Here is a 23,672-nt window from a genome sequence, read left to right as displayed (position 1 = left end):
TTTTTTTAATTAACTTGTCTTACAATACAGAATAGATTATCTTCGTTTTGTAAGAAAGAAACAATAAAAGCAAATGACTAATCAACAAAGTAAAATACAAAGTCCCACCGATATGTGTATCATCACAACCTATCGGTGCCCCATGCAGTGTAAAATGTGTGACATTTGGCAGAATCCTACGGAGAAAAGTAAAGAAATCCAGCCAAAGGAATTGGAACTGTTGCCTAATGTGAAGTTTGTCAATATTACAGGAGGAGAGCCTTTCATACGGGAAGACCTGGATGAAATTGTAGAAGTCCTTTTCAAGAAGTCGCCGCGTGTGGTTATTTCTACATCCGGCTGGTTCGAAGACCGTGTTATCAAATTGGCTGAAAAATACCCGAATATAGGTGTCAGGATAAGCATTGAAGGATTATCTCAGAAGAATGATGAATTGAGAGGCCGTAAAGGTGGATTTGATAAAGGCCTGAGAACGCTTCTTGCATTACGTGAAATGGGTGTTAAGGATATCGGATTTGGCATAACCGTATCGAATAATAATTCTGAGGATATGCTATCCTTATATCATTTAGCCAAACAATTGAATCTTGAATTTGCTACGGCTGCGTTTCATAATTCATACTATTTTCACAAGTATGACAATGTCATAACCAATAAGACGGAGGTTATTTCCAATTTTGAGAAACTTATTTCTTTGCAGATGCAAGAGTCGTCTCCCAAATCCTGGTTTAGGGCATTTTTTAATAACGGATTGATCAATTATATCGAAGGAAACCGGAGAATGCTGCCTTGTGAGGCTGGTTTGGTTAACTTCTTTGTCGATCCTTACGGCGAGGTGTATCCATGTAATGGCCTTGAAGAGAAGTATTGGAAAGAAAGTATGGGGAATATCCGTAATGTGACTGATTTTCAGGAAATCTGGCAAAGCGAACAGGCTCAAAGAGTCAGAGAACAAGTTCGCAAATGTCCTAAAAACTGCTGGATGGTAGGTACTGCGTCTCCTGTTATGAAAAAGTATATTCGCTATCCGTTGCAATGGGTTATAAAGAACAAAATGAATAGCCTGTTGAATAAGCCTTTGTGTTTAGAGAAGAAATGGTATGATGTGGGTCAGGATCCGGAGCAAGGTTCTTTAAAAGAAAAATTATGAGAATAGTGGTCGTCGGGCTAAGAGGCTTTCCTAATATACAAGGTGGAGTAGAGACACATTGTGAGGAGTTATTTCCCAGAATAGCAAAGATGGGACATGAAATCATAGTGGTCAGAAGGAAGAACTTTGTGAAAGAGAATCCTCCCCGCTCTGAATATAGAGGTGTTAAATTCAAGGATATTCCAAGCCCTTCCGTATCGGGCTTGGAAGCCGCTGTTCATACCGCCTTCGGTATTTTGTATGCCAAAAAAGTGCGTGCAGACATTCTTCACGTTCAGGCAATAGGCCCTTCTGTTATGATCCCTTTGGCAAGGCTGTTGGGCCTCCGGGTTGTTATGACGCATCACGGTCCGGATTATGATCGGGACAAATGGGGAATATTTGCAAAATTCATACTTCGGTTAGGGGAACGTTTTGCTGCAATGGGGGCAAAGGATATTATATCCATATCCACTGTTATTTCGGATATTCTGAAAGAAAAATATAAGCGGGTAAAACGGGTACACCTTATCTTTAATGGAATTACATCTTTTGATGGAATCACTGATTCTACGGATTATTTGGATAGTATCCATTTATCTCCCGGTAAATATATATTGGCAGTCGGCCGGTTTGTGGAAGAAAAAAGATTTGACAAACTGATTGAGGCATATATAAAACTTCATCTTAAAGATTATAAATTAATAATTGCCGGGGATACGGATTATCCTACATCGTATGCACATTTTCTCAAGACATTCGCCCTTGAGAATGAAGTAATCATTCCGGGCATTGTCAAGGGGGAAAAGTTGTATCAATTATATAAACATGCAGCATTGTTTGTCCTTCCTTCTTCTCATGAAGGTTTGCCGATCACCTTGTTGGAGGCAATGGCCTGCCGGCAAAAAGTATTGGTCAGTGATATTCCGGCAAACAAAGCTGTCGGTTTGCCGGAAAAGAATTATTTCAAATTGGATGATATAGAAGATATGATGCATCATATTAAGGATTTGTTGAACAATGGACAGACGAATCAGATATATGATTTGTCAAAATACGATTGGGATAATATCGCAAAAGAGACAGAGAAGGTCTATTTGATAAAATAAAGGGCTGTGTCAGCAAGCGTGAAGGTCCTGACTCGTCAGGATCGGCTGTAAAATGGTATTGCAGTACTTCATGGGGCTATAGTGCCGTAAAGGAATGAATAACCCGGCAGATAGAATGAACGATGCGGAATGTGTGCCTCCTCCGTACCTACCCGCTATTCATGTCACAGCCGTGAAACAAAAGAAATCCAATTGTAACATAGAAGGAAGACAGTTGTGACATGAAAAGAATACAGCCGTAACATGCAATAGAGGACCGGTGTTTACCCGTTATTGATTCACTTTTTCTTAGAACTGCATCTGTAAAACTTAATATCTGAGGTGCTTCTTTAAAAACTCGGCAATCTGTCTTCCCATAGCATATCGGGAAAAATTTTCCAAATACATTTTTCTCGCATTTTCACCTATCTCATTTCGTCTCTTATCATCTGATAGAAACTCACAGACCTGTTGTGCAAATAAATTTATATCTTTTGCGATTGCAAAGCCGTTATATCCATCTTTTATGTACATCTCTTGCAATGTGCTTGGCGTTGTAACAATAGTGGTTCTTTTCAACATCATACTATTAAGCAAGACGGTGTCTCCGGAGCATATAGTTCCATCGTTAATCGGGATTATTACCAAATCAGCATTGGCAATCCAAGGAAATTGTTCATCTCCTGTGATATCGTTCCTTAAGATGACATTCTTGGGCAATTCCTTTTTAGGCATGTAGGTATCACTGATAATTACCAATCTGTGTTTTTCCAGACAGGGAGTACCCCAAACCGATACCAGAAAATCGAAATCCCTGTTTGAGCGTCCAATGGTCAAACTATAGTCGGAACAATCGACCTTTGATTGTTCCCAATTATCAAATAAGTCAGGAACACCAAACCCTCTTACGATGAATTTGCTTTTATCAACTCCCAGCTCTTCACTACAGCTTTCAACATAGTTATAGCTTGGCACATGCATAAAATCCAAATAGATATTATCTACGCAGTACTTCATGTATTTATAGTAAATGGAACCTAAGAATCCTTTCTTTCTTTTGTAAGTGAAATTCAGAGCAACGATTTTAGTGGATTTCTTGACTTTAAACAGTCTGCAATAGAAAGCCATGTTTAAAGCATAAAATTGTTGCCATCCCAACAACAGGTCGCATTTTTCCCTACTTAAAAAGAATAGTAAGGGAGCCATAAAGTATTTGATATAGCGGAATATATTGATAAGTTTATTTTTTTGTCCATAATCACTGCGTGCAACTTTGATTGTGCAATCTTCTTTCAAAACAGAAGAGATGGCTTCTGAAAAGGTTTGTACTTCTTCTCTATCACAATCAACAAATAAAATACATTTCATACTCTTAATGCTTATGATTATTTATTACGATTTGGAATTCAATAGTTTATTAAATAAATTCTCCCATTGTCCCATGACCTGTTCAACGGAATAGCGCATGATGTTGGATCTGGCTTTTTCTCCCATCCGGCAACGGAGAGGCTCGTCACCCATAAGAAGAGACAGCTTTTCTGATAAAGCTTGAATATCACCGACCGGTGTAATAAAGCCATCTTCTCCCTGTGATATAATTTCTGAAGGACCACAAGGGGCCGCAAAGCTTACGCATGGCAAACCGCATGCCATTGCTTCCGGTAGAACCATTGGAAAACCTTCGTAACGGGAACTCATTACATAAATAGAGGCATTCAAGTACTTGTCGGCAATGTCACGTGTCGGTGGAAAAATATGTACGGAATCGCCAATCGCATATTGCTGGATAATTGATTCTAATTTCCCGTAATCTTCCCCTTGTCCATAGATGGCAAGCTGCCAGTTCGGATGCTTTTGAACCACTTTGTTCCAAGCTTCCAGTAGCATGTCATATCCTTTTTGCACGGTTAGCCGTCCTACACTGATTACTTGTTTGTTCAGGCAAGTGGAACTTTTTTCAGGTATGAAGGATATTGCATTGGTGATTACATGTAGATTTCGGATATTTTTCCAATCTTTCGCATCTTCTTTTGTCAATACTACAAATGCATCATAATGGTTGATAAATGATTGTTTACGCCATTCTTTCGTTAAAGCAAACCACTTCTGATATGTAGGGGCTCCGTTATATTTGAGTTCAATAGCACGCGAATAGCGGGAAAAATGATATTGCAATATTTTCAGGCTCCCGTCTTTTAACGAGTGAAGAAAAGAGAGTTCGTGATCAAATAGGGAGATTGTAAAATCCGGTCGCAATACATGCAAGAGTTCATTTAACTTGCGTTTATGCTCCTTTCCTTTCCGTATCCGATTCCATATCTTCACCGGAGACATGGAGTTATTAACTTCCTCGTAACATATGTTGAGATTATGGAAATTAATTTTATCGGAGAATTCGAATGCCGGCTTTTCCCGTTGAGGAATCTCTGTTGTCACAATATGTACGTCATGTCCATGTTCTGCAAAATGATTTGCTTGGATGGAGAGTGTTCGTTCTGTTCCTCCAGCCCGTGAATGGTCGGAAATACAATATACAATTTTCATGATACGATAATTTAAATAGAATGGTGTATCTTTAGTTTTGACATATCTGCTTAATATTTTGTATACACCAATTTTAAGCTGCCCAGCCCCATTTTTTCCTTTTCAGCTATACTATATAAGATAAGCATTTCATTTGCTGATAAAAATTCAATGGCAGGATAACAAGCTGAATATCCTTTTTTATTTTCAAGGATGGACTTTCTTTTCCAGCTTTGGCCTTCATCCATAGATCCTGCAACACAGAGAGGCATCCGCTCTTCATTACTCATATTCCAAACAGCGACAAGAGCATCCGTGTATGGATTTCTGGCAATTGAAGCTGGTGACAAAGGTGATTGGAGGGTACTGGATGTTACTTTGCTCCAGGAATACCCTTTGTCTTTCGAATATGAATAGTATTGCCATCCCCAATTTGTCCTGATATACATCAGGATATTTCCATTTAGCAATTCTATGATTCCCGGTTCTTGAAAAATCAAACCTTTTTGAGCAGAAGGAACAGAGTTACCTTGATGCCAGGTTTTTCCTAAGTCATCAGAATAGTAACAGTAGATTGTGCCGTTCCCTTGGAATACTCCATCCTGAAAAGAATGTTTGGATACAGGGATTACAATTCGTCCCGTCGATAATTGAATTGCCCGGCTATTATTCATTACGAAATATCCACTTTCCGGCTTGATACATGCTATCGGCTCAGACCAGGTCTCAGCGTCGTCATTGGAAAACCTGACAACAGGATAGCAATCCGTATTACTGTTTTTTACAAGATAGAACAGGGCGATCGTATTGTTGCTTAACTTCAACAGGGAGGCTGACATGACGTTTAAACTATTTTCCCGGTTTATAAATTCAACTTCCTCAGACCAACTTTTTCCTCTGTCTGTAGAGATACGCTTAACTAACGTTGCCGGGCTGTGATCATAAAAATCTCCGTGAAATTTTGTGTAAACTAATAAAAGGAGATCTTCTCTGATCTGTATAATATCCCCTTCGCTTCTTCTTGGTATGTCCAATGATGATTCGATAAATAGTGATTCTGATTTTAATGCATAGGTTAAGATTTCTTCTTCTATTTCTTCCGAAGAACAACTAATGAAACAACAAACGAGGATAAAATAAATCCAGCTGAAATTTACATTCTTAGCCATATCGAACCGTTAATTATTGTTTCGTAAAGATATAACAATTACTCTATAAATCTTGCTCTTATAGTATTTTTAACATGTCCTTTGATCCTTGATTTTTTTTACATCCTTGAGGTTACATCCCGTACATCCGCAACACGGATCACCGGCTTTGGGAGGATGGGCCAACAGCTTGTATATTTTCCTGCCTATATACAAGAGAACGATGAGACCAATGATGATAATTGCTATTTCTTGCCACATGGTGAAATGTTTTGTTGTTTATCCGAATAAATTCATAAAGAAATGTCCTGTCTGGTAGACAAGGCATGAGACAACCCATGCCAGCGTACAAGTATAGGCAATCACGAAGAGCCCCCATTTCCAGGACCCCGATTCGTTCACGATCGCAGAAATGGTTGCGATACAAGGGAAATAGATCAGAACAAAGAGCATGAAACTCAATGCAATCAGAGGCGTGAACACAGGTTCTCCCTCTGCATTCCGGTCTTGTTTCAGGCGCTCGGTAAGAACCTGTTCGTCGTCTGATTCTCCGGTATATAAAACGCTCAATGTGCTGACAACAACCTCCTTGGCTGCCATACCAGTCAGCAGGCTGACGCTCATTTTCCAATCGAAGCCTAACGGATGAAGTATGGGCTGTATCGTTTGGCCGATACGTCCGATATAGGAATTTTGCTGATGCTCCATCGACTTCAGACGTTCCAGTTCGGCTATCGCTTCTGTTCTCTTTTCCTCGTTTGTTTCGGATTGTTCTATTTCTGCAATTTGTTTGTCGAAAATGTCTCCGCCTTCCGAGTGGCGCGGAAAATAGCCGAGGAACCAGATGAGGATGGATGCAATCAAGATGATGCCTCCCATCTTATGCAAGTATTGTTTGGCTTTTTCCCACATATGGATCACGATAGACTTTCCTGTCGGCATACGATAGGGGGGAAGCTCCATTACGAACGGCACGTCTTCCTCGTTAAAAAGGAAACGCTTGAATAAACGCGCCATCAGGACAGCCAGCAAGATACCCGAAGAGTAGAGGATCAGCATCACTGTTCCTGCCGTTTGTGGGAAGAAAGCCCCCGTCAGAAGGACGTAAACCGGAAGACGGGCACTACAACTCATTAACGGATTGACCAGCATGGTTATCATCCGGCTATTCCGGCTTTCGATCGTACGGGATGCCATGATGGCCGGAACGTTGCAACCGAATCCCATAACAAGCGGGATAAACGATTTTCCGTGCAACCCCATCTTATGCATGATTTTATCCATGATGAAAGCGGCACGTGCCATATAGCCCGAATCTTCCATAAAGGAGATGAAAGCATAGAGTATCAGGATGTTGGGAAGGAATACGATGACACCTCCCACACCTCCGATTATGCCGTCTACCAACAGGTCTTTCAGCGGTCCTTCGCTCATGTTGCCTCGTACAAACTCACTGATCCAGCCTACGAGCGACTCGATCCATCCCATCGGGTATTCGCCGACACGGAAAGTCGCTTCAAACATAACCCACATGAAGAGGATAAAGATCGGGAAACCTAAGACTTTGTGAGTGACAAAAAGGTCGATGATCTGTGTGCTGGTTGCTTCATGTATCTTGTTTGGCTCGTATGTCTCGCGCAGCGCACCGGAGATGAATCCGTAACGGGCGTTCGTGAAAGCTGTTTCGCAGTCTTCTTTCAGGAGTGTTTCGATTTGTGCTGCGCAGCGGTCACGTTCCTGTATGACGGTTTCGGATCCGGGTAATGCTTTTACAAACGATTCGACTTCGGGATCGCCTTCAAGGAGTTTGATAGAAAGGTATCGTTTGGAAAGGCTTTTTGAGACGTTCCCATTCAGTTTCAATTCGTGTCTTACACTGTAAATGGCCTTTTCCAACACATCGCCATAGTTGATATGGATATGGCGGAGCACCGGGTCTTCCTCTTCATACACTTTGATGACCCGATTAAAAAGATCTTCTATGCCAAAACCGGTTTTACTGACTGTCGGGACGATCGGAGTACCGATCATGCGTGCGAGCGATTCATGATCGAACTTATTGCCATGGCGTTCCAGCTCGTCGTACATGTTGAGAGCGATTACCATACGCATATCCATGTCGATCAGTTGGCAGGTCAGGTACAGGTTGCGTTCGAGGTTGGATGCGTCGACTACGTTGATGACTACGTCCGGCTGCTCTTCGTTCAGATGTTTGCGGACGTAAAGTTCTTCCGGCGTGTAAGCCGACAACGAATAAGTCCCCGGCAGGTCTACAATCTTAAACGTATATCCGTTTTGATGGAATGTTCCGGCTTTTGCATCGACTGTCACACCACTGTAGTTTCCGACATGTTCGTGCGCGCCGGAAGCAAAGTTGAACAAGGATGTTTTGCCGCAATTGGGATTACCCACCAGTGCGACATTGATCGTCTTTCCTTTGTGCATGGCCATAGCCTGCAAGCTTTTGTTGGATGGCAGGATATAGGAATCGGCCGAACGGTTTTCCGGTTGAAGCGTGTCGGCTTCTGCAAATTCGGCAGCACTGACCACCTCTATCATCTTTGCGTCATTTCGTCTTAAAGAGACGTCATAACCCATTACACGATAGTGGATTGGGTCTTTAAGTGGAGCGTTTTGTATGACATCGACTTCTTTCCCCCTGATAAATCCCATTTCGATAATGCGTTTGCGGAAGGCTCCGCGTCCCATTACCTTGACTATAACCCCTTTTTCGCCTGTGCGAAGTTCCGATAATCTCATCTTTTTTTAATCTTGCGCAAAGGTAGTATGAAATGGTAATATGGTCAATACCGTATTGTAGGTATTTTTTGTTAGTTTTGCGTTTGAAAAGGCTTTAATATACACTATGCGAAATAGAGCGATATTATGTTTAGGGTCCAATTGGGATTGCGAATCGAATATACATTCGGCAGATGAGTTGTTGCGGGAATATTTCTGCCCGATACATTTTTCAGTGCCTGTTTATACGGAACCTGTCGGGTTGCCTGCCTCGGGGTTATTCCTGAATCAGGCGGTTGTAGCCTATACAGACAGTTGTCTGGAAGAGGTGAGGCGATCTCTAAAGGAGATGGAAAAGGTTTTGGGCCGTATGCCGGATAGCAAGGAAAAGGGGCAGATCCCGATTGATATAGACCTGCTCCTTTGGAATAACGAAATATTGAAACCTGCCGACTGGGAAAAGGAGTATGTGCAATTACTCGTGTCTTCTGCTTTTGAATCCGGCCAAAATGATATAAGGAGAGAGGCGGTATCTGAAAAAATCAATATGGTCGAGTAGAAAGTTCGCCATCCGGGCCAACATTCTTGCTAAAGGATTCTTCCGGGAAGTATAATAATGGCCGGTACAAACAGCAAGAGTATGACCATGAGGGCGCAAGTATTGGGCATATTCTTCAAAAGGAAGGATTCGTTCCATATAATTGCCTGTTTCCGGATCGCATGTGTTATGCTTGTCTTGGAGGGAAGGAATTGTGTACGAACCTGTCCCTTCCATATTGTTTGATTGTATGAAGTATTTGATGTCGTCGTAGATCATCCCCCGTGTGAGGGCGGCATATTCACGGGCTTTCTCAGCCGATATGTCCGGGTAGGTCCGGGTAATGAATTCCAGACGTTTGGTGTAATAATTGGGAGTGATGATATTCCCTTTTTCATACATATCCATCTCTTTATATAGTTGTCTCTTTTTCCGGATATTCATCGGATTGGAGCCGGTTGTGAATACCATGCCCAGCTCTTCGTTGATGGATGTCAGGTCTGCAAAGAAGCGGCGAAGATTGTATATATGTTCTATTACGTCGATCGCGATCAACAGTTCGGGTTTTACCTGATTCTCTTTACACCACTTTACCAGGTCGGGGGAATCGCCGCAAATAATCACGTCTGGTCCAGCCAGGTCCAATGCACGACTGATCTCTCTGACCGCGATAACAGATTGCGGATTTCGGTCGATATATATGACCTTTTTGACCTTGATAGCTTTCAGTAGCAGACTTAAAAAGCCACATCCGCCCCCATAGTCGACTATAGTCAGGTCTTTATGGTCTTTTTTGAGGGCTAAAACACTGATGAATAAAGTCCTAATGTAAATGTCTTTATAATAGGATATTACTGGCGTTATGTGTGCAAGATATTGCTTATTGTAGTCACTGATAGGCAATTTGTTAAAATCACAATTGAGTACCTTCTCAATGAACTTTTCCATTATATTTTTAAATTCTTCAATTTCCATAAATAAAGTTGTTTAGACGTTCGCCTTGATATTGATTGGAGTAGGTCGGATACAGAGCGTTGCTCCGTTGTTCGACCGATTCCGGGTTTATTTCCGTCTGCATCAATTTCCCGCAGGTACGGATCATTTCCTCCGGTGTATTGGCTATATGGCAAAGTTGTTCCAGGCCGCTACCGGTTACCATCAGGCTGTTTACCATTGTATGTCGCCCGGCAAAAAGGCTGTTCAGCAGTTTCAGCTTCAAGCCGGTTGCCTGGAAAGTAACTAATGCATGTACTTGTGCTTCGTGTATCAGTTCGCTCATCCGTTCTTCCGTCGGGTTGGCTTCGATATGGATATTCGGGAACGGTGCGACTGCTTTCAATAAGGAAGAGGGCGGATTCATACCGGCGATAATACAGCGGTTATTCAGTTTGCTGAATACGTTTTGGATCAGGAACAGGGCAGCCTGCGTGTTTTCGATAACCGACAACTTGCCGTGATACAGGATGAAATCGGACGAACCGGGCTTTACCGTAATCCGGTCATTCGTGTGAAAGCAAGGCATAAATTCGATCCGCTTGTCCGGAAACTGGCGGCGCAGATAATCCGTGTCGGTTGTCGATACGGCGATCACCAAGTCGGCATGTCTCACTACTTTTTGGTATCGTTTGAAGCGCCAAGCCTCTATTCGGAAGAAACATTTCCGGACCGGATGACTTTCTGCTTGTGCCAGATGATTGTAATAATCATGCTCTATATTTGCTTCCCGATATATCTTTATCCGGTTTTTCAGCCGGGGATCACTTATGTAATAACAGCAATGAAGCCCTTCGAACAGGATCGGGTAATCGTTCTTCAGCAGGTTGGCGATTAATTGCGGTTCTTTGCGGCTGTACACATTGTAGGGCAACAGGCTGATGTTGGTACGTAATCCCGTATGCCGTTTGTAATAATAGACCTTTTCACACATCGCCTCCAATTCCGGTGAATGTGGCCGTTCGTATTCGAAGCAGTGCAGGATGATTTTTACACCACACTGGCGTAATGCCTTCATCTTATAGTACACATCGATAATCCCCCCGTAATTGGCCGGCCAGGGGATATTGAATGCGATTATGTTCAGGTATTTCTCCATGTCTGTCATTTGCTGTTCAGGTGGGTAAAGATACGCATAAATTGCTCCGCTTGTCTTTTACGGGAGAAATGTTCGATTGCTTCCCGGTCCACCTCTATGTGCGTATATCCCTTTTCCTGCCAGAAGAGATAGTGTTGTAAGATAAATTGGTAAACTTCATCTACTGTCCGAGCTGCTAAGCCGGTATGGGTTTTGTTGATGGCGGATTCCAGGCAACTTTCGTCACTCTTTACGCAAAGTAGGGGTTTCTCGACAGCCATTGCTTCAAAAAGTTTGGTAGTCATAAAACCTTTGGGGCCATCGGAAGAAAACTTATTGGCCAGTTGCAGCAAAATAGAACTGCGGTTCAGGATGCCGGGGATCTCGGATGCCGGGACATAATCGGAGAAATCCATGTAACGTTCGATCGGATAGGATGCCGCCGCCTGCTTTATCATGGTTGCCGATTCAGAATCGACATACCATTGTATCCGGAACTGTTCCGGTGAAATGCGCTTTTCCCGGTCGAGCCGGTCGATGGCTTCAAAGAGAAGGCGCGGGTCACGGGTTGCCAGACTGATCAGACGGCCGGTATAGGTTATGACGAAACGGGATGTCCGGTGTTGTTCGGGAAAAAAGATTTCCGGATCGTAGCCGTTATAAATAAGTTCCGTTTGCAGGTTGTATGCCTTAAGTTTCTCTACGTGCCAGGGGGAAATGGTTGTGACGCAATCCGCTTTCTTCAATGTTTCATTCCTGTCCCGTAGCAGTTTGTTACGGAAAGCAGTGGTAACTTTCTTATCCAGCCAAGGGAATAGCCGGAAGCTGTGGGCAATATATTCGGTAGCGGCATATTGCTCGATGATATCACGCAAGTCGGCAACAAACGGAAGATGGTATTTCTCGGCCAGTGCTTTGGCTGCCGGTAGAGGAAAGGCCCGGTAAGTACTGCAAAGTATTCCGTCGTAACCGCCTTCTTCCAGTAAACGTGAAGCCGCTTTTGCTATCTTTTTATCTTTATAGTGAAAAAGGAAGTCCAGAATAAGCACGAATATCCATTCCAGTTTTCGCAGGATTCCTCCTTTCGAATGGAAAAAGTTGATGTAAGTGACCGGTATGTCACCTTGCAGGAAGGAAAAAGTCTTGTCGTCGATCTGCTCGGTGACCACAACAGGAGTCCATCCGGCCCGTTTCATGTATTTGCATAAATACCCCATTCGAGGACCGAAAGCGGGGGGAAACATATCACATAATATCAGTATCTTCATGCTTTCTTTAGTTCTTCAATGATGGCGGCAAATAGCTTGCGTTGCCAGTCGACGGAAACATTCGGTTTGATCCGGTCGGTAATGGAATCGTTATGCCAGAGTAAAACCAACTCACCGTTGCTCTCTGCTACTTGTCCGGCTAATTGTAGGGAGTAGGCCAAGGCTTCCTCATAGCTGAGATTCATGTACACCGGTTCGTTCAGGCTGCATTCCATAATGGTCAGCGGATGGAGAACGAGCGACGAGATCCGTTTGTTTTCCGGATTGATCCAATGTACGGGGCGGCAGGTTCCGAGACGAAAACCGGCCACATCCGGATAACCCATTGTGAAATCGTCCGTTATTCCGGCTTTTTCCAACCAGTCCATATCTTCCGGTTCGCATGAAGCCAGATAATGGTGGCGGTTGTAGTTAACCGGTCTTCCGGCCTGTTTCTCCAACAGTTCCTTTTCAGCAGCAATAAGCGCCGGGGTCTTGCCGGCATCGTAGCTGGCGTGCAGGCCGATTCGACCGTTTTCAGTTTTGCAGAGAAGCAACAACTCTTGCAGCTCTTTTGAATGCAATTTATAATAAGGCCTGTCGTAAACGGATGATCCGCCCGATTTGATAAAGAAAACAGATTCGCAACGTTCTTTACCGATGGCCTTTTTCAGTTCATTCCCTTGTTCCAATAGCCAGGGAAACGTGTAGAACGGGTCTTCCCGCAACGGGCCGCAGAATATTTTCCACGCTTGTGCGAATCCGATACCTTTGACTGTTTCCCGTATCAGATTGCGGAAAGTCCGGCAAAAGAAAGGAGCGTCCACATCATGTGTCAGCCATACTTTTTGTATTTGTGGAGCCGGATCGGTTGCCGATTGCACGCGCGCCTGGCGTAACCAGCGGCGCAACAGTTTCCCGTATTCGTCAACGATCGGGCGATGAATGAATCCTGCTTTATAAGGTAAAGACTCTTTTCCGGGGAAGCGGCCGTGTATGTCCCGCACGTTCCGTTTCCGTATTTCTTCATATCGTGTCAGGAGGAAGTAGGCGCTGGCAACAATGTCGGCATGCACCACCCAGGTATCGCCGTACCATTCCACCTTTGGGGAACCGAATAATAAGGGAACGCCTTCAATTTCGTTTAGCGGCAGTCCGGGCATGGACTCGGCTGTCCCGTAGACTTCATCCCGGAAGAAAGGAGAGGGGATGATGACCACGCGATAGTGGGAGAACTTGTTCGGGTCCGAAGTGTAGCCCACCAGGCTGCTCAACGTACCGGCTCTTTCTCCCCCGATCAGAAATTTGATGATGTATTTGATAAAGTCCCTCATGATCAATTTACTGTTTACAGGAACAGGCGAACGACTTCGAACGCTTCGGCATAAGGACAGCCGGCTTGTACGCCGCGTGCCTTAGCCAGTGAAAAGATAAACTCTTCGGAGAGATAGTCGCGTGCTCCCTGCGATTCGTATGCTTTCAATGCTTTCACTTTGGCCTGGATGTGTTCCCGGCTCAGTTCGACAAAGCATTGCGTGTTGAATGTCAGATTGTTCCAGATTAGTTCGTAGCCTAATAAGGTTGTGTTTTTGAAAGCCCGCAAGCCTTCCTGGGCGATTGTCGTATGATCCTGGTGGATATCGTGAAGGCTCGGGATGAAGACCAGATCAAAGTTATTCGCCTTTTTGAGGCGGATCAGTTCTTCCAGTATTTCTTGTCGGGCATATCCTAACTTGCGCACTTCATAATTGTAAATGATAAGATTTTCCGGTAATATGCCTAACAGGGCGGTCGCCTTTTTTACTTCCGTTTTCAGGACATCCTTCGGGAAACCTTCGGGCACGGACTGTTGGGCGGTAGAGAAAGCGACATAGGTTACTTTCTTTCCCAATCCTACCAATTTGCTTATCGTTCCTCCCAATCCTAATTCCCCGTCGTCGGTATGGGGGGCTAAGACCAGTATGTTGTTGTAGCTGTTTAACATGCTAATTCGGACTTATGAATTATGAGTTATAACTCTTTTCATTTTTAAATAGACTCTATTTAATAAACTTAGTTTTCCTTTGGTTATTGTGAAGAAAGGCGTTTGAATTGCACCAAATTCTCGGAAAAAGCGTTCGACTCCCGGTATCATGGAACCTTCAAAGTCGAATACGTCTGTAAATTGTGAGACGTAACGGATACATTCCCATAAGATCAGGCTGTGTGCTCCGGATTCCCGCAAGCCCGGATCGCCTCCGCCTGCGAGATACCAGGCCGAACTTTCCTGCCAGACGATAAAAACAGCTGCGTGCAAACGTCCCTGATCGTCGTATCCTCCCCATAAGTCTCCCTGGTTTCGTTCCCGGCAGACGTTGATCAGTTTTACCAGTATTTCCGTATCTTCCTTATTCGTAGTGCGCTGACGTTCGAATGTCTGTTCTTGTACTTTCAGGAATTCTTCAATGGAAATACCTTTCTTAACAGTGATATGATATTTGTCTTTTGCTTTTGTGATGTTCCGGCGGATATTGGGACTCATGTTTTCCCGGAGCGCGTCTGCATCCTGAATACCTTTCAGCAGGTATGTATAACGCGTAGTTTGTTGGTAACCCTCCCAATAGAAAGGCAGCCAATCGGTAATATCATAATGGAAGTTTTGCAGGAAATGCGGATAAGGTTTCAGGTTTTCCAGTAATTGTTTACATAAAGCCTGCCGCCTGCCTAATGCCTTTGTGTATTTGGTGTCGCCGGATTCGGGTGCGAACCAGGGACCCATCGTCTGTGTGTAGGAAGGCATCGAAATAATATTCCGTTGCGGAATGTAAAGCGGCATGGCTGCCGTGACCTTCCCTTTTTCTTCAACCAACAAGATGTCCCATCTGTCTTTGCCGCAAACCGTATCGAGCCACCAGTCACGGGAGAAAATGGGAATGCTTTTCTCGGTGCTGCAAAGTTGATGGTATTTGTCTTTCATTTTTAATGTATGATTTAACTGTTACTTTTGGCTTGATCCAAAAGTAACCAAAAGATCAAGGCCGAACCCGCTTCGCTACTCCGTTTCCTTCGTTCGCTGTCGCGTCTGAAACTCGCTTCGCTCAGACAGCAGACGCTCCGGGCGCTCACTACGGTCACTGCGCTTAACGCTCACCGGCTTAGGCCGGAGGTAGAGCCTGACGGCTCTGTTGAGGATTGTGATACCGGTAGTTACTTTGCGATCCCGCACTCGATGCGGGATCGCATTAGCGAAGCAGGTTCGGCCTTGACCTTTTGGTTACTTTTGGGTCAAGCCAAAAGTAATTAAATGATCTTATCCTTTCAATGCCTCGAATATCAAACCCGACAGTTCTTCAGCCAGTTCCGGGTTATCGGCGATGCATTGCTTGGCGGCATCACGTCCCTGGCCTAACTTCGTATCGTTGTAGCTGTACCATGAGCCGCTTTTCTTGATGATGTTCAGTTCGGCTGCCAGGTCGATGATTTCACCGGCTTTGGAGATGCCTTCACCAAACATGATGTCGAACTCAGCCTTGCGGAAAGGAGGTGCCACCTTATTCTTTACCACTTTGACGCGCACCTGGTTCCCCTTGATTTCGTCTCCGTCTTTCAACTTGCCGATGCTGCGGATATCCAGACGTACGGAAGCATAGAACTTCAGGGCATTACCGCCGGTAGTCGTTTCGGGATTGCCGAACATCACACCGATCTTGTCACGCAACTGGTTGATAAAGATACAAGTCGTATTTGTCTTGTTGATGGCCGCTGTCAGTTTACGCAATGCCTGAGACATCAAACGCGCCTGCAAACCCATCTTGCTGTCACCCATATCGCCTTCGATTTCGGCTTTCGGTGTCAGGGCGGCAACAGAGTCGATAACCACGATGTCTACGGCAGATGAACGGATCAACTGTTCCGCGATTTCCAACGCCTGTTCACCGTTGTCCGGCTGCGAGATCCAGAGGTTTTCCACGTCTACTCCCAGCTTTTCGGCATAGAAACGATCGAAAGCATGTTCCGCATCGATAAATGCAGCGATACCGCCTGCTTTCTGTGCTTCGGCTATCGCATGGATGGCCAGGGTTGTCTTACCGGACGATTCCGGACCGTAGATTTCGATCACACGGCCTCTCGGATAACCGCCTACGCCTAAAGCTGCGTTCAAGGCGATAGAACCGGTCGGGATCACTTCGATATTTTCAATACTTTCGTCGCCTAACTTCATGATAGAACCTTTTCCGTAGTTCTTCTCAATCTTGTCCATTGCTGCGCGAAGCGCTTTCAACTTGTCTGTGTTCACAGCCGCTTTTTCGGCTGCAGGCTGCTTGCCTTCTTCGAATAAATCTTCTTTTGCCATTTCCTTTTTATAGATTAAGGATTTGATTTGCATGGTCTTTAGTCTTCACCTCTTTCGGGCCGATGATGTTGGTAACGATACCTTCTTCATTGATTATAAAGGTGGTACGGAGAGTCCCCATGTATGAACGTCCGTACAGTTTCTTTTCTGCCCAGACCCCGAACTGCTGTTGCAGGGTCGTATCCGTATCAGCAATGAGGCTGAAAGGAAGTTCCTGTTTTGCGATAAATCCCTGGTGGGACTTGGCGCTGTCTTTGCTGACACCAATCACTTCGTAGCCTGCTGCCCGCAATTCTTCGTAACCGTCACGAAGGCTGCAAGCCTCGGCCGTACAACCGCTGGTGTTGTCTTTCGGATAGAAATAGAGGGCTAACTTCTTTCCTTTGAAATCGCTTAGCTTTATCTCTTTTCCGTTCTGGTCAAGTCCCAATACTTCGGGTGCTTTATCTCCTATTTGTATTGCCATATACTTGTTTTACTTGATGTTATAATTCATTTTACGTGTCACATCCGCTTTCTTACGAGCTTTCCGTCCGAAGACTTTGCCTAAAAGTTGCCGCCCCATGTGATGGCTGGCGGCATACGATTCGAATGTCTCCGTCCGGTAGTCGAAATCATCCTGCCAGCACTCCTGGGGAGAGACGTAACAGTAAGTGATCTTTTCGATACTGTTATCGTCCGCCTCGTTTTCTTCCAGCACAATGATGTTCTGCTTCTCAGGCACCAGGCAGGTGATTTGTCTGCGGCGGCACTCTTCGATTAGCGGAACCAGCACGGCGTCATACCGGGCGTATATCTTTACCAGATCGAAATCCTTGTATTCGCTTTCCCCGATTTTCTGGATCGGACGGAGTTGCAGGATATCCAGTTCGTCGCCGACCACTTCCCAGATACGGCTCAGTTCTTCCAGGTTGTCGTTGTTGATCGTATAATTGATGCGCAACTTAAACTCCGGATGCAGTCTCTTCACCTCTGCGACGTTGGCGAGCAACTGGCGGAACAGGTCGAAACGGCCGTTCGTCATCAGATACTCGTATGTCTCGCGTGTAAAGCCGTGTGCCGAAAGCGTCAGTTCGTCCAAGCCGTTCTCTACGGCAGCGGTCAGCTGTTCTTTTGTCAACAGATTCCCGTTGGTCGTAAGCGAAACGTATGGGACCTGATATTTCTTCCCCAGCGCGATGATCTTGACCAGATCCTTGTGCAACGTCGGTTCAGCCCCGCATCCGACCTGAAGTTTCAGGGCACGGTGGAAGAGGCTGCCGGCGATGGCTTCCATCTCTTCGTATTTCAAGGAACCCCGCAGGCTTTTCCGTTTCTCCTCGTCACTGAAATAACACATCTTGCAACGGAAGTTACAGGCCAGCACCGGATCGAGAAAGACTCCGATATACCGTTTTCCCAATACATGAAATAGCCAAAGTCCCAATAGCTTGAGCCTTCTGCTCTTGATTCGCGTACCGAGGCGCAGTATGTTATAAATGTTCATTTAGAGTTCCAGGTCCACATTGAACAGTTCGTGCCAAGGCAATCCCTGTTCGTTCAGTTCCTTCATGAATGGATCGGGATCAAACTCTTCTACGTTCCACACGCCTGGTTTCTTCCACACGCCCTGCATGAACAGTTTGGCGCCGATCATGGCCGGAACACCTGTCGTATAGCTTACGCCCTGTGCGCCGGTTTCTAAGTAGGCTGCGTGGTGGCTACAATTATTATATACGTAGTAAGTCAGCTCCTTGCCATCCTTGATACCGCGGATACGGCAACCGATGGAAGTTTCGCCCGTATAGTTTTCTCCCAGATCACCCGGATTCGGCAATACGGCTTTCAGGAACTGGATCGGAACGATTTCCTGTCCATTATACATAATCGGGTCGATGCGGGCCATGCCGATGTTCTGGATCACACGCAGGTGAGTCAGATATTCCTGTCCGAAAGTCATCCAAAAGCGGGCACGCTTGATTGTCGGGAAGTTCTTCGTCAGGCTTTCCAACTCTTCGTGATACATCAGGTAGGATTCTTTCGGGCCTACGTTCGGATAGTTCAACGGCTTGTGTACGGACAGCGGATCTGTTTCCTTCCATTCTCCGTCTTCGTAATACTTACCGCGCTGGGTAATCTCGCGGATATTGATTTCCGGATTGAAGTTGGTTGCGAATGCCTTATGGTGGTCACCTGCATTGCAGTCCACGATATCCAGATATTGTATCTCGTCGAAATGATGCTTGGCAGCATAAGCCGTATATACACCTGTCACGCCCGGATCGAATCCGCAGCCCAGGATAGCGGTCAGGCCGGCATCCTCGAAACGCTTCTTGTATGCCCACTGCCAGCTGTATTGGTATTTAGCTTCGTCCAGCGGTTCGTAATTGGCCGTGTCGAGATAGCTGACGCCGTATGCCAGGCAGGCATCCATGATATGAAGGTCCTGATAGGGCAAAGCCAGGTTTACTACTAAGTCCGGTTTAAAGGCGTTGAACAGGGCTACCAGTTCTTCCACGTTGTCCGCGTCTACCTGTGCTGTCTGCACCTTTACATTTTTGATATCGGCAGCAATCTTGTCGCACTTGCTTTTCGTACGGCTGGCAACCATGATATCGGTAAAGACATCCGCGTTCATCGCGATCTTCTTAACAGCAACGGTACTAACGCCCCCTGCACCAATCACTAATACTCTTCCCATTTACTAATAGAATTAATCTTGTTAATATACAGTTTACAAGGTTTTAAACCTAACCACAAATATACGATGATTCTTTGAATAATCGGGTAAGGTCGGAAATAAAAAGATTTCCCTGCGGATGACACAAAAGTTTCTCCCTGATGGAACTAAAGTTTCTTGCCGGTGAAACAAAAGTTTCCTGCAGATGAAACTTTAGTTTCATGCTGTTGAAAAAGGTGAAACAAAAGTTTCAGAGCATTAGGGATGGTGAAACAAAAGTGCAGGCATGCTGGACACGGCAATTCTCAGAACTTAATGCTGCCGGTAACAGTCTGCTCGATTTCAGTGAAAAGTTCGGGGAAAGGTTTTGCTTTCGCCGGAATTGGGTCGTGGATGATCAGTTCGATGCAGTTACCGAGCCCTAAAGGAAAGTAGCCCCATTTGGTTATTTTCCATGCGTTGTTGATGGTGATTGGTACAACGTAGGCCGACGGAGCATACTTGGTGAGGATTTTCAGTCCGTTTTCGGCAAAAGGACGGGGTTTGCCTGTTTTGCTTCGTGTCCCTTCCGGGAATATGACTGCCGAGCGTTTGTTTGTTTCAATATATTCAGCCATTACACGGATGGCAGTCAGTGCCTGTTTGGGGTCTTTTCGGTTGATAAGCACAGAACCGCCGTGGTTGAGGTTGTATGAAATGCTGGGAATGCCTTTGCCTAATTCGATTTTACTTATGAACTTAGGATGTACCTTGCGCATGAACCAGCAAATGGTGGTGATGTCGTACATGCTCTGGTGATTCGAGGCGATTATAAGAGGCAAGCCGGTCGGGAGTTTCTCTAATCCGCTCACTTTGTATCTTGTTCCCAATATGCGTGTGTTAGCAACTAAGAAGAAATTCATGACATCCACACTCTTTTTATGAGCTTTGTAACCAAAGAGGTTGAAGCATACCCACTGTACCGCGTGGAAGCATCCCAGTGTAATTCCGAATAACAAATAGTAGATAGCTGAAAGCGGATACGAAATGATTTTTTCCATTTTATCCTTTAAATTGTATTTTGTAAATTTGACTTTATCCTCATTAACGAAGTAACAAAAGTATAAAAAAAATTCTACTTTTGAACCTCTGGTTTCTCCCAGAGGCTTTCTTTTTTTATCTTACATTATAATAAGGTCCATATATTTCCTATCTTTGCGGCGGTTTACATATCATTTTATTTGTTTGTGACCAAATTGATTTTATAATAGTTTAAAATATAAATATAATGTATAGAACAAGAACTTGTGGCGACCTGCGCCTTGCTGACGAAGGCCTGGTGATTACGCTGGCCGGCTGGGTGCAGAAAACCCGTAAAATGGGTGGTATGACGTTCGTGGATATCCGCGACCGCTATGGTATTACGCAATTGGTGTTTAACCAGGAAGTGGATGCTGCTCTTTGTGAGAAAGCGAATAAATTGGGACGCGAATATGTTATCCAGGTAACAGGAACCGTTCGCGAACGTTCCAGTAAGAATCCGAACATTCCTACCGGTGAGATCGAAATCATTGTTTCAGACTTGAATATCCTGAATGCAGCCGTAACTCCTCCCTTCACGATTGAAGACGAGACGGACGGAGGTGACGACCTGCGTATGAAATACCGTTATCTGGACTTGCGCCGTAACGCTGTCCGCAAGAACCTGGAACTGCGTCATAAGATGGCTTTCGAGGTGCGTAACTATCTGGACAAGCAAGGTTTCCTGGAAGTGGAAACTCCGGTGCTGGTAAACTCCACTCCGGAAGGAGCACGCGACTTTGTGGTGCCTTCCCGCATGAATCCCGGACAGTTCTATGCATTGCCGCAGTCTCCGCAGACGTTGAAGCAGTTGCTGATGGTTTCCGGTTTCGACCGTTATTTCCAGATCGTGAAATGTTTCCGCGATGAAGACCTGCGCGCAGACCGCCAGCCGGAATTTACACAGATCGACTGCGAGATGAGCTTCGTGGAACAGGAAGATGTGTTGAATATTTTCGAAGGAATGGCCAAACACCTGTTCAAGACCATTCGTGGTGTCGAGATAAAGGAAGCCTTCCCGCGTATGACCTGGCACGATGCCATGAAATATTACGGAAGCGATAAGCCGGACTTGCGTTTCGGCATGAAGTTCGTCGAGTTGATGGACATCATGAAGGGACACGGCTTCTCCGTATTCGACGGTGCTGCCTATATCGGTGGTATCTGTGCGGAAGGTGCAGCGACTTACACCCGCAAACAGCTGGATGCGCTGACAGAATTTGTAAAACGTCCGCAGATCGGCGCGAAAGGCATGGTTTATGCCCGCGTGGAAGCAGACGGCAACGTGAAATCAAGCGTAGATAAGTTCTATACGCAGGAAGTCTTGCAGCAGATGAAGGAAGCCTTCGGTGCTAAGCCGGGCGACCTGATCCTGATCCTTTCTGGTGACGATGCGATGAAGACCCGCAAACAGCTTTGCGAATTGCGTCTGGAAGTGGCCGGCCAGTTGGGACTGCGCGACAAGAACAAGTTTGCTTGCCTGTGGGTGATCGACTTCCCGCTGTTCGAGTGGAGCGAAGAAGACCAGCGTTTCTATGCTATGCATCACCCGTTCACGTCTCCCAAACCCGAAGATATCCCGTTGCTGGATAGCGATACGGGAGCCGTTCGTGCGAATGCGTACGATATGGTTATCAATGGCGTTGAAGTGGGTGGCGGTTCTATCCGTATCCATGACAGCAAATTGCAGGATAAGATGTTCCAGTTGTTGGGCTTCACCGAAGAAAAGGCGCAGGAGCGTTTTGGCTTCCTGATGAATGCCTTCAAATATGGTGCGCCTCCTCACGGTGGTTTGGCTTATGGCCTGGATCGTTGGGTGTCTCTGTTTGCCGGCCTGGATTCTATCCGCGACTGTATCGCATTCCCGAAAAACAATTCCGGTCGCGATGTCATGCTGGATGCTCCCGGTCAACTGGACGATTCACAGTTGGAAGAACTGTGCCTGAAAGTAGATATAAAGGAATAATGTGATAATTGGGTAATGTGCCAATATGCCAATGAAAGAGATTGGCATATTGACGAATTGATAAATTATTGATTATGGTAAGGGTTAAGGATATTCTGAAAGAAATCGAGCAATACGCTCCGTTGCCATTGCAGGAAAGCTTTGACAACGCAGGTGTGCAGGTGGGCGATGTGAACCAGCCTGCCACCGGTGCGCTTCTTTGCCTGGACGTGACTGAAGAGGTGGTCGACGAGGCGATAGAGGCGGGTTGTAACCTGATTATTTCTCATCATCCTTTGGCCTTTAAAGCATTTAAGTCTTTGACGGGTTCTACCTATATCGAGCGGTGTATGATGAAGGCGTGCAAGTATGATCTGGTGGTCTATGCGGCTCATACCAATCTCGATAATGCGGCGGGAGGCGTGAACTTCCGCCTGGCGGAACTGATCGGGCTGGAAAATGTGCGTGTATTGAGCCCGCAGAAAGGGGCTTTGCTGAAGCTGGTCACTTTTGTGCCGGAAGCCTACGCCGAGTTGGTCAGGACAACCTTGTTCAATGCCGGAGCAGGGACTATCGGGGATTATGACTCCTGTAGTTTCAACCTATCGGGGAGTGGAACGTTCCGTGCAGGCGAAGGCACGAACCCGTTCTGCGGTGAAATAGGCGAGTTACATGTAGAGCCGGAAGTGCGTATCGAAATGGTATTGCCGGCTTTCCGTAAATCGACGGTCACCCGTGCGCTGCTTTCCGTCCATCCGTATGAAGAGCCTGTCTTTGATTTTTATTCCCTGGATAATGCCTGGGATCAGGTTGGTTCCGGTGTAGTGGGAGAGTTGCCCGAAGAAGAGGACGAGCTGGGTTTCCTGCAACGGATAAAAGATTTGTTTCAGGTGGGCTGTGTGAAACATTCCGCCCTGACCGGCAAACTGATACGGGAAGTCGCTTTATGCGGAGGCAGCGGCGCTTTTCTGATCAAGGATGCGATCAGTTATGGTGCGGACATCTTCATTACGGGAGAGGCTAAATACAATGATTTTTACGATGTTGAGGACCGTATTCTGCTGGCTGTTATAGGTCATTATGAAAGCGAAGTCTGTACAAAAGACATCTTTTATAAGATAATATCGAAAAAATTCCCTACCTTTGCGGTACATTTTTCGAATGTTAATTCAAACCCGGTAAAATATTTATAG

The 23,672-nt window shown here is 45.4% G+C and carries 20 protein-coding genes; 5 read left to right on the top strand and 15 right to left on the bottom strand.

All coding sequences use genetic code 11. The features are described 5' to 3' along the window. Positions 1-73 precede the first annotated feature (73 nt). Positions 74-1,150, top strand: a complete 1,077-nt coding sequence (locus tag DWW90_RS01360; protein ID WP_115499476.1) for a radical SAM protein — start codon at positions 74-76, stop codon at positions 1,148-1,150. Further along, entirely contained in the window at positions 1,147-2,238 is a 1,092-nt protein-coding gene (locus DWW90_RS01355; RefSeq protein ID WP_122343701.1) for a glycosyltransferase family 4 protein, read from the top strand. Before DWW90_RS01360 ends, DWW90_RS01355 begins: the two co-directional genes overlap by 4 nt. Positions 2,239-2,547: 309 nt before the next feature. Here the strand turns inward: DWW90_RS01355 and DWW90_RS01350 are convergent, their stop codons facing one another. The 4 genes from DWW90_RS01350 to feoB all read right to left on the bottom strand — a co-directional run bounded on the left by DWW90_RS01350 (position 2,548) and on the right by feoB (position 8,648). Further along, a complete protein-coding gene (locus DWW90_RS01350; RefSeq protein WP_122343700.1) occupies positions 2,548-3,585 on the bottom strand; it encodes a glycosyltransferase in 1,038 nt (345 codons plus the stop codon). 24 nt (positions 3,586-3,609) lie between these two features. Next, positions 3,610-4,761 carry a glycosyltransferase family 4 protein gene (locus DWW90_RS01345; protein ID WP_122343699.1) on the bottom strand — a complete coding sequence of 384 codons (1,152 nt, stop codon included), beginning with the start codon at positions 4,759-4,761 and terminating at the stop codon, positions 3,610-3,612. Positions 4,762-4,811: 50 nt separating this feature from the next. Next, positions 4,812-5,909: a sialidase family protein gene (locus DWW90_RS01340; RefSeq protein WP_122343698.1), complete on the bottom strand. Its 1,098-nt coding sequence runs from the start codon at positions 5,907-5,909 to the stop codon at positions 4,812-4,814. A gap of 258 nt (positions 5,910-6,167) precedes the next feature. Then, entirely contained in the window at positions 6,168-8,648 is a 2,481-nt protein-coding gene (gene feoB, locus DWW90_RS01330; protein ID WP_122343697.1) for a ferrous iron transport protein B, read from the bottom strand. Between the two features lie 106 nt (positions 8,649-8,754). On the opposite strand from feoB, the gene DWW90_RS01325 reads away from it, so the two are divergent. After that, positions 8,755-9,186 carry a 2-amino-4-hydroxy-6-hydroxymethyldihydropteridine diphosphokinase gene (locus DWW90_RS01325; protein WP_122343696.1) on the top strand — a complete coding sequence of 144 codons (432 nt, stop codon included), beginning with the start codon at positions 8,755-8,757 and terminating at the stop codon, positions 9,184-9,186. Here the strand turns inward: DWW90_RS01325 and DWW90_RS01320 are convergent. The 11 genes from DWW90_RS01320 to DWW90_RS01270 all read right to left on the bottom strand — a co-directional run bounded on the left by DWW90_RS01320 (position 9,103) and on the right by DWW90_RS01270 (position 20,515). Further along, the gene (locus DWW90_RS01320; RefSeq protein WP_122343695.1) at positions 9,103-10,140 is read right to left on the bottom strand and encodes an SAM-dependent methyltransferase; all 1,038 of its coding nucleotides are present in this window, start codon (positions 10,138-10,140) and stop codon (positions 9,103-9,105) included. The two genes, DWW90_RS01325 and DWW90_RS01320, sit on opposite strands and share 84 nt — an antisense overlap. Beyond that, entirely contained in the window at positions 10,130-11,257 is a 1,128-nt protein-coding gene (locus DWW90_RS01315) for a glycosyltransferase (RefSeq protein ID WP_122343736.1), read from the bottom strand. Before DWW90_RS01315 ends, DWW90_RS01320 begins: the two co-directional genes overlap by 11 nt. A 5-nt stretch (positions 11,258-11,262) precedes the next feature. Further along, positions 11,263-12,504, bottom strand: a complete 1,242-nt coding sequence (locus DWW90_RS01310) for a glycosyltransferase (RefSeq protein WP_122343694.1) — start codon at positions 12,502-12,504, stop codon at positions 11,263-11,265. Next, the gene (locus DWW90_RS01305) at positions 12,501-13,817 is read right to left on the bottom strand and encodes a polysaccharide deacetylase family protein (protein WP_122343693.1); all 1,317 of its coding nucleotides are present in this window, start codon (positions 13,815-13,817) and stop codon (positions 12,501-12,503) included. The genes DWW90_RS01310 and DWW90_RS01305 overlap by 4 nt, the downstream gene beginning before the upstream one ends. A 14-nt stretch (positions 13,818-13,831) precedes the next feature. Further along, entirely contained in the window at positions 13,832-14,467 is a 636-nt protein-coding gene (locus DWW90_RS01300) for a PIG-L deacetylase family protein (RefSeq protein WP_122343692.1), read from the bottom strand. A 12-nt stretch (positions 14,468-14,479) separates the two neighbouring features. Next, a complete protein-coding gene (locus DWW90_RS01295) occupies positions 14,480-15,439 on the bottom strand; it encodes a GNAT family N-acetyltransferase (RefSeq protein WP_122343691.1) in 960 nt (319 codons plus the stop codon). A gap of 333 nt (positions 15,440-15,772) precedes the next feature. After that, positions 15,773-16,816 (bottom strand): recombinase RecA, encoded by a 1,044-nt coding sequence (recA, locus tag DWW90_RS01290; protein WP_115499510.1) that lies wholly within the window; start codon positions 16,814-16,816, stop codon positions 15,773-15,775. A gap of 7 nt (positions 16,817-16,823) precedes the next feature. Continuing rightward, positions 16,824-17,282, bottom strand: coding sequence for a thioredoxin-dependent thiol peroxidase (gene bcp, locus DWW90_RS01285; protein ID WP_115499490.1), 459 nt, complete (start codon positions 17,280-17,282; stop codon positions 16,824-16,826). Between the two features lie 9 nt (positions 17,283-17,291). After that, complete coding sequence (locus DWW90_RS01280; protein ID WP_122343690.1) at positions 17,292-18,302, bottom strand: radical SAM protein; 1,011 nt, start codon at positions 18,300-18,302, stop codon at positions 17,292-17,294. After that, on the bottom strand, positions 18,303-19,496 hold the full coding sequence (locus DWW90_RS01275; RefSeq protein WP_115499492.1) for a saccharopine dehydrogenase family protein: 1,194 nt from the start codon (positions 19,494-19,496) through the stop codon (positions 18,303-18,305). It abuts the gene before it with no gap. A gap of 284 nt (positions 19,497-19,780) precedes the next feature. After that, positions 19,781-20,515, bottom strand: a complete 735-nt coding sequence (locus DWW90_RS01270; protein ID WP_122331896.1) for a 1-acyl-sn-glycerol-3-phosphate acyltransferase — start codon at positions 20,513-20,515, stop codon at positions 19,781-19,783. 227 nt (positions 20,516-20,742) lie between these two features. Between DWW90_RS01270 and aspS the strand changes: the two genes are divergently transcribed. Next, positions 20,743-22,500 carry an aspartate--tRNA ligase gene (gene aspS / locus DWW90_RS01265; RefSeq protein WP_115499494.1) on the top strand — a complete coding sequence of 586 codons (1,758 nt, stop codon included), beginning with the start codon at positions 20,743-20,745 and terminating at the stop codon, positions 22,498-22,500. 74 nt (positions 22,501-22,574) lie between these two features. Continuing rightward, a complete protein-coding gene (locus tag DWW90_RS01260) occupies positions 22,575-23,672 on the top strand; it encodes a Nif3-like dinuclear metal center hexameric protein (protein WP_122343689.1) in 1,098 nt (365 codons plus the stop codon).

The organism is Parabacteroides sp. AF17-28, assembly GCF_003479205.1.
In the GTDB taxonomy this organism is placed as follows: Bacteria; Bacteroidota; Bacteroidia; order Bacteroidales; family Tannerellaceae; genus Parabacteroides; species Parabacteroides acidifaciens.
The sequence above is the reverse complement of the archived record's forward strand: the minus strand, read 5'-3'. Positions and strand labels throughout refer to the sequence as shown.

Coding starts and splice junctions, on each gene's coding strand:
- bcp (WP_115499490.1), bottom strand. CDS start 17,282: ATGGCAATACAAATAGGAGATAAAGCACCCGAAGTATTGGGACTTGAC.
- DWW90_RS01355 (WP_122343701.1), top strand. CDS start 1,147: ATGAGAATAGTGGTCGTCGGGCTAAGAGGCTTTCCTAATATACAAGGT.
- DWW90_RS01305 (WP_122343693.1), bottom strand. CDS start 13,817: ATGAGGGACTTTATCAAATACATCATCAAATTTCTGATCGGGGGAGAA.
- DWW90_RS01260 (WP_122343689.1), top strand. CDS start 22,575: ATGGTAAGGGTTAAGGATATTCTGAAAGAAATCGAGCAATACGCTCCG.
- DWW90_RS01350 (WP_122343700.1), bottom strand. CDS start 3,585: ATGAAATGTATTTTATTTGTTGATTGTGATAGAGAAGAAGTACAAACC.
- DWW90_RS01280 (WP_122343690.1), bottom strand. CDS start 18,302: ATGAACATTTATAACATACTGCGCCTCGGTACGCGAATCAAGAGCAGA.
- DWW90_RS01310 (WP_122343694.1), bottom strand. CDS start 12,504: ATGAAGATACTGATATTATGTGATATGTTTCCCCCCGCTTTCGGTCCT.
- aspS (WP_115499494.1), top strand. CDS start 20,743: ATGTATAGAACAAGAACTTGTGGCGACCTGCGCCTTGCTGACGAAGGC.
- recA (WP_115499510.1), bottom strand. CDS start 16,816: ATGGCAAAAGAAGATTTATTCGAAGAAGGCAAGCAGCCTGCAGCCGAA.
- DWW90_RS01295 (WP_122343691.1), bottom strand. CDS start 15,439: ATGAAAGACAAATACCATCAACTTTGCAGCACCGAGAAAAGCATTCCC.
- DWW90_RS01275 (WP_115499492.1), bottom strand. CDS start 19,496: ATGGGAAGAGTATTAGTGATTGGTGCAGGGGGCGTTAGTACCGTTGCT.
- DWW90_RS01340 (WP_122343698.1), bottom strand. CDS start 5,909: ATGGCTAAGAATGTAAATTTCAGCTGGATTTATTTTATCCTCGTTTGT.
- DWW90_RS01320 (WP_122343695.1), bottom strand. CDS start 10,140: ATGGAAATTGAAGAATTTAAAAATATAATGGAAAAGTTCATTGAGAAG.
- DWW90_RS01270 (WP_122331896.1), bottom strand. CDS start 20,515: ATGGAAAAAATCATTTCGTATCCGCTTTCAGCTATCTACTATTTGTTA.
- DWW90_RS01300 (WP_122343692.1), bottom strand. CDS start 14,467: ATGTTAAACAGCTACAACAACATACTGGTCTTAGCCCCCCATACCGAC.
- DWW90_RS01360 (WP_115499476.1), top strand. CDS start 74: ATGACTAATCAACAAAGTAAAATACAAAGTCCCACCGATATGTGTATC.
- DWW90_RS01315 (WP_122343736.1), bottom strand. CDS start 11,257: ATGGAGAAATACCTGAACATAATCGCATTCAATATCCCCTGGCCGGCC.
- DWW90_RS01345 (WP_122343699.1), bottom strand. CDS start 4,761: ATGAAAATTGTATATTGTATTTCCGACCATTCACGGGCTGGAGGAACA.
- feoB (WP_122343697.1), bottom strand. CDS start 8,648: ATGAGATTATCGGAACTTCGCACAGGCGAAAAAGGGGTTATAGTCAAG.
- DWW90_RS01325 (WP_122343696.1), top strand. CDS start 8,755: ATGCGAAATAGAGCGATATTATGTTTAGGGTCCAATTGGGATTGCGAA.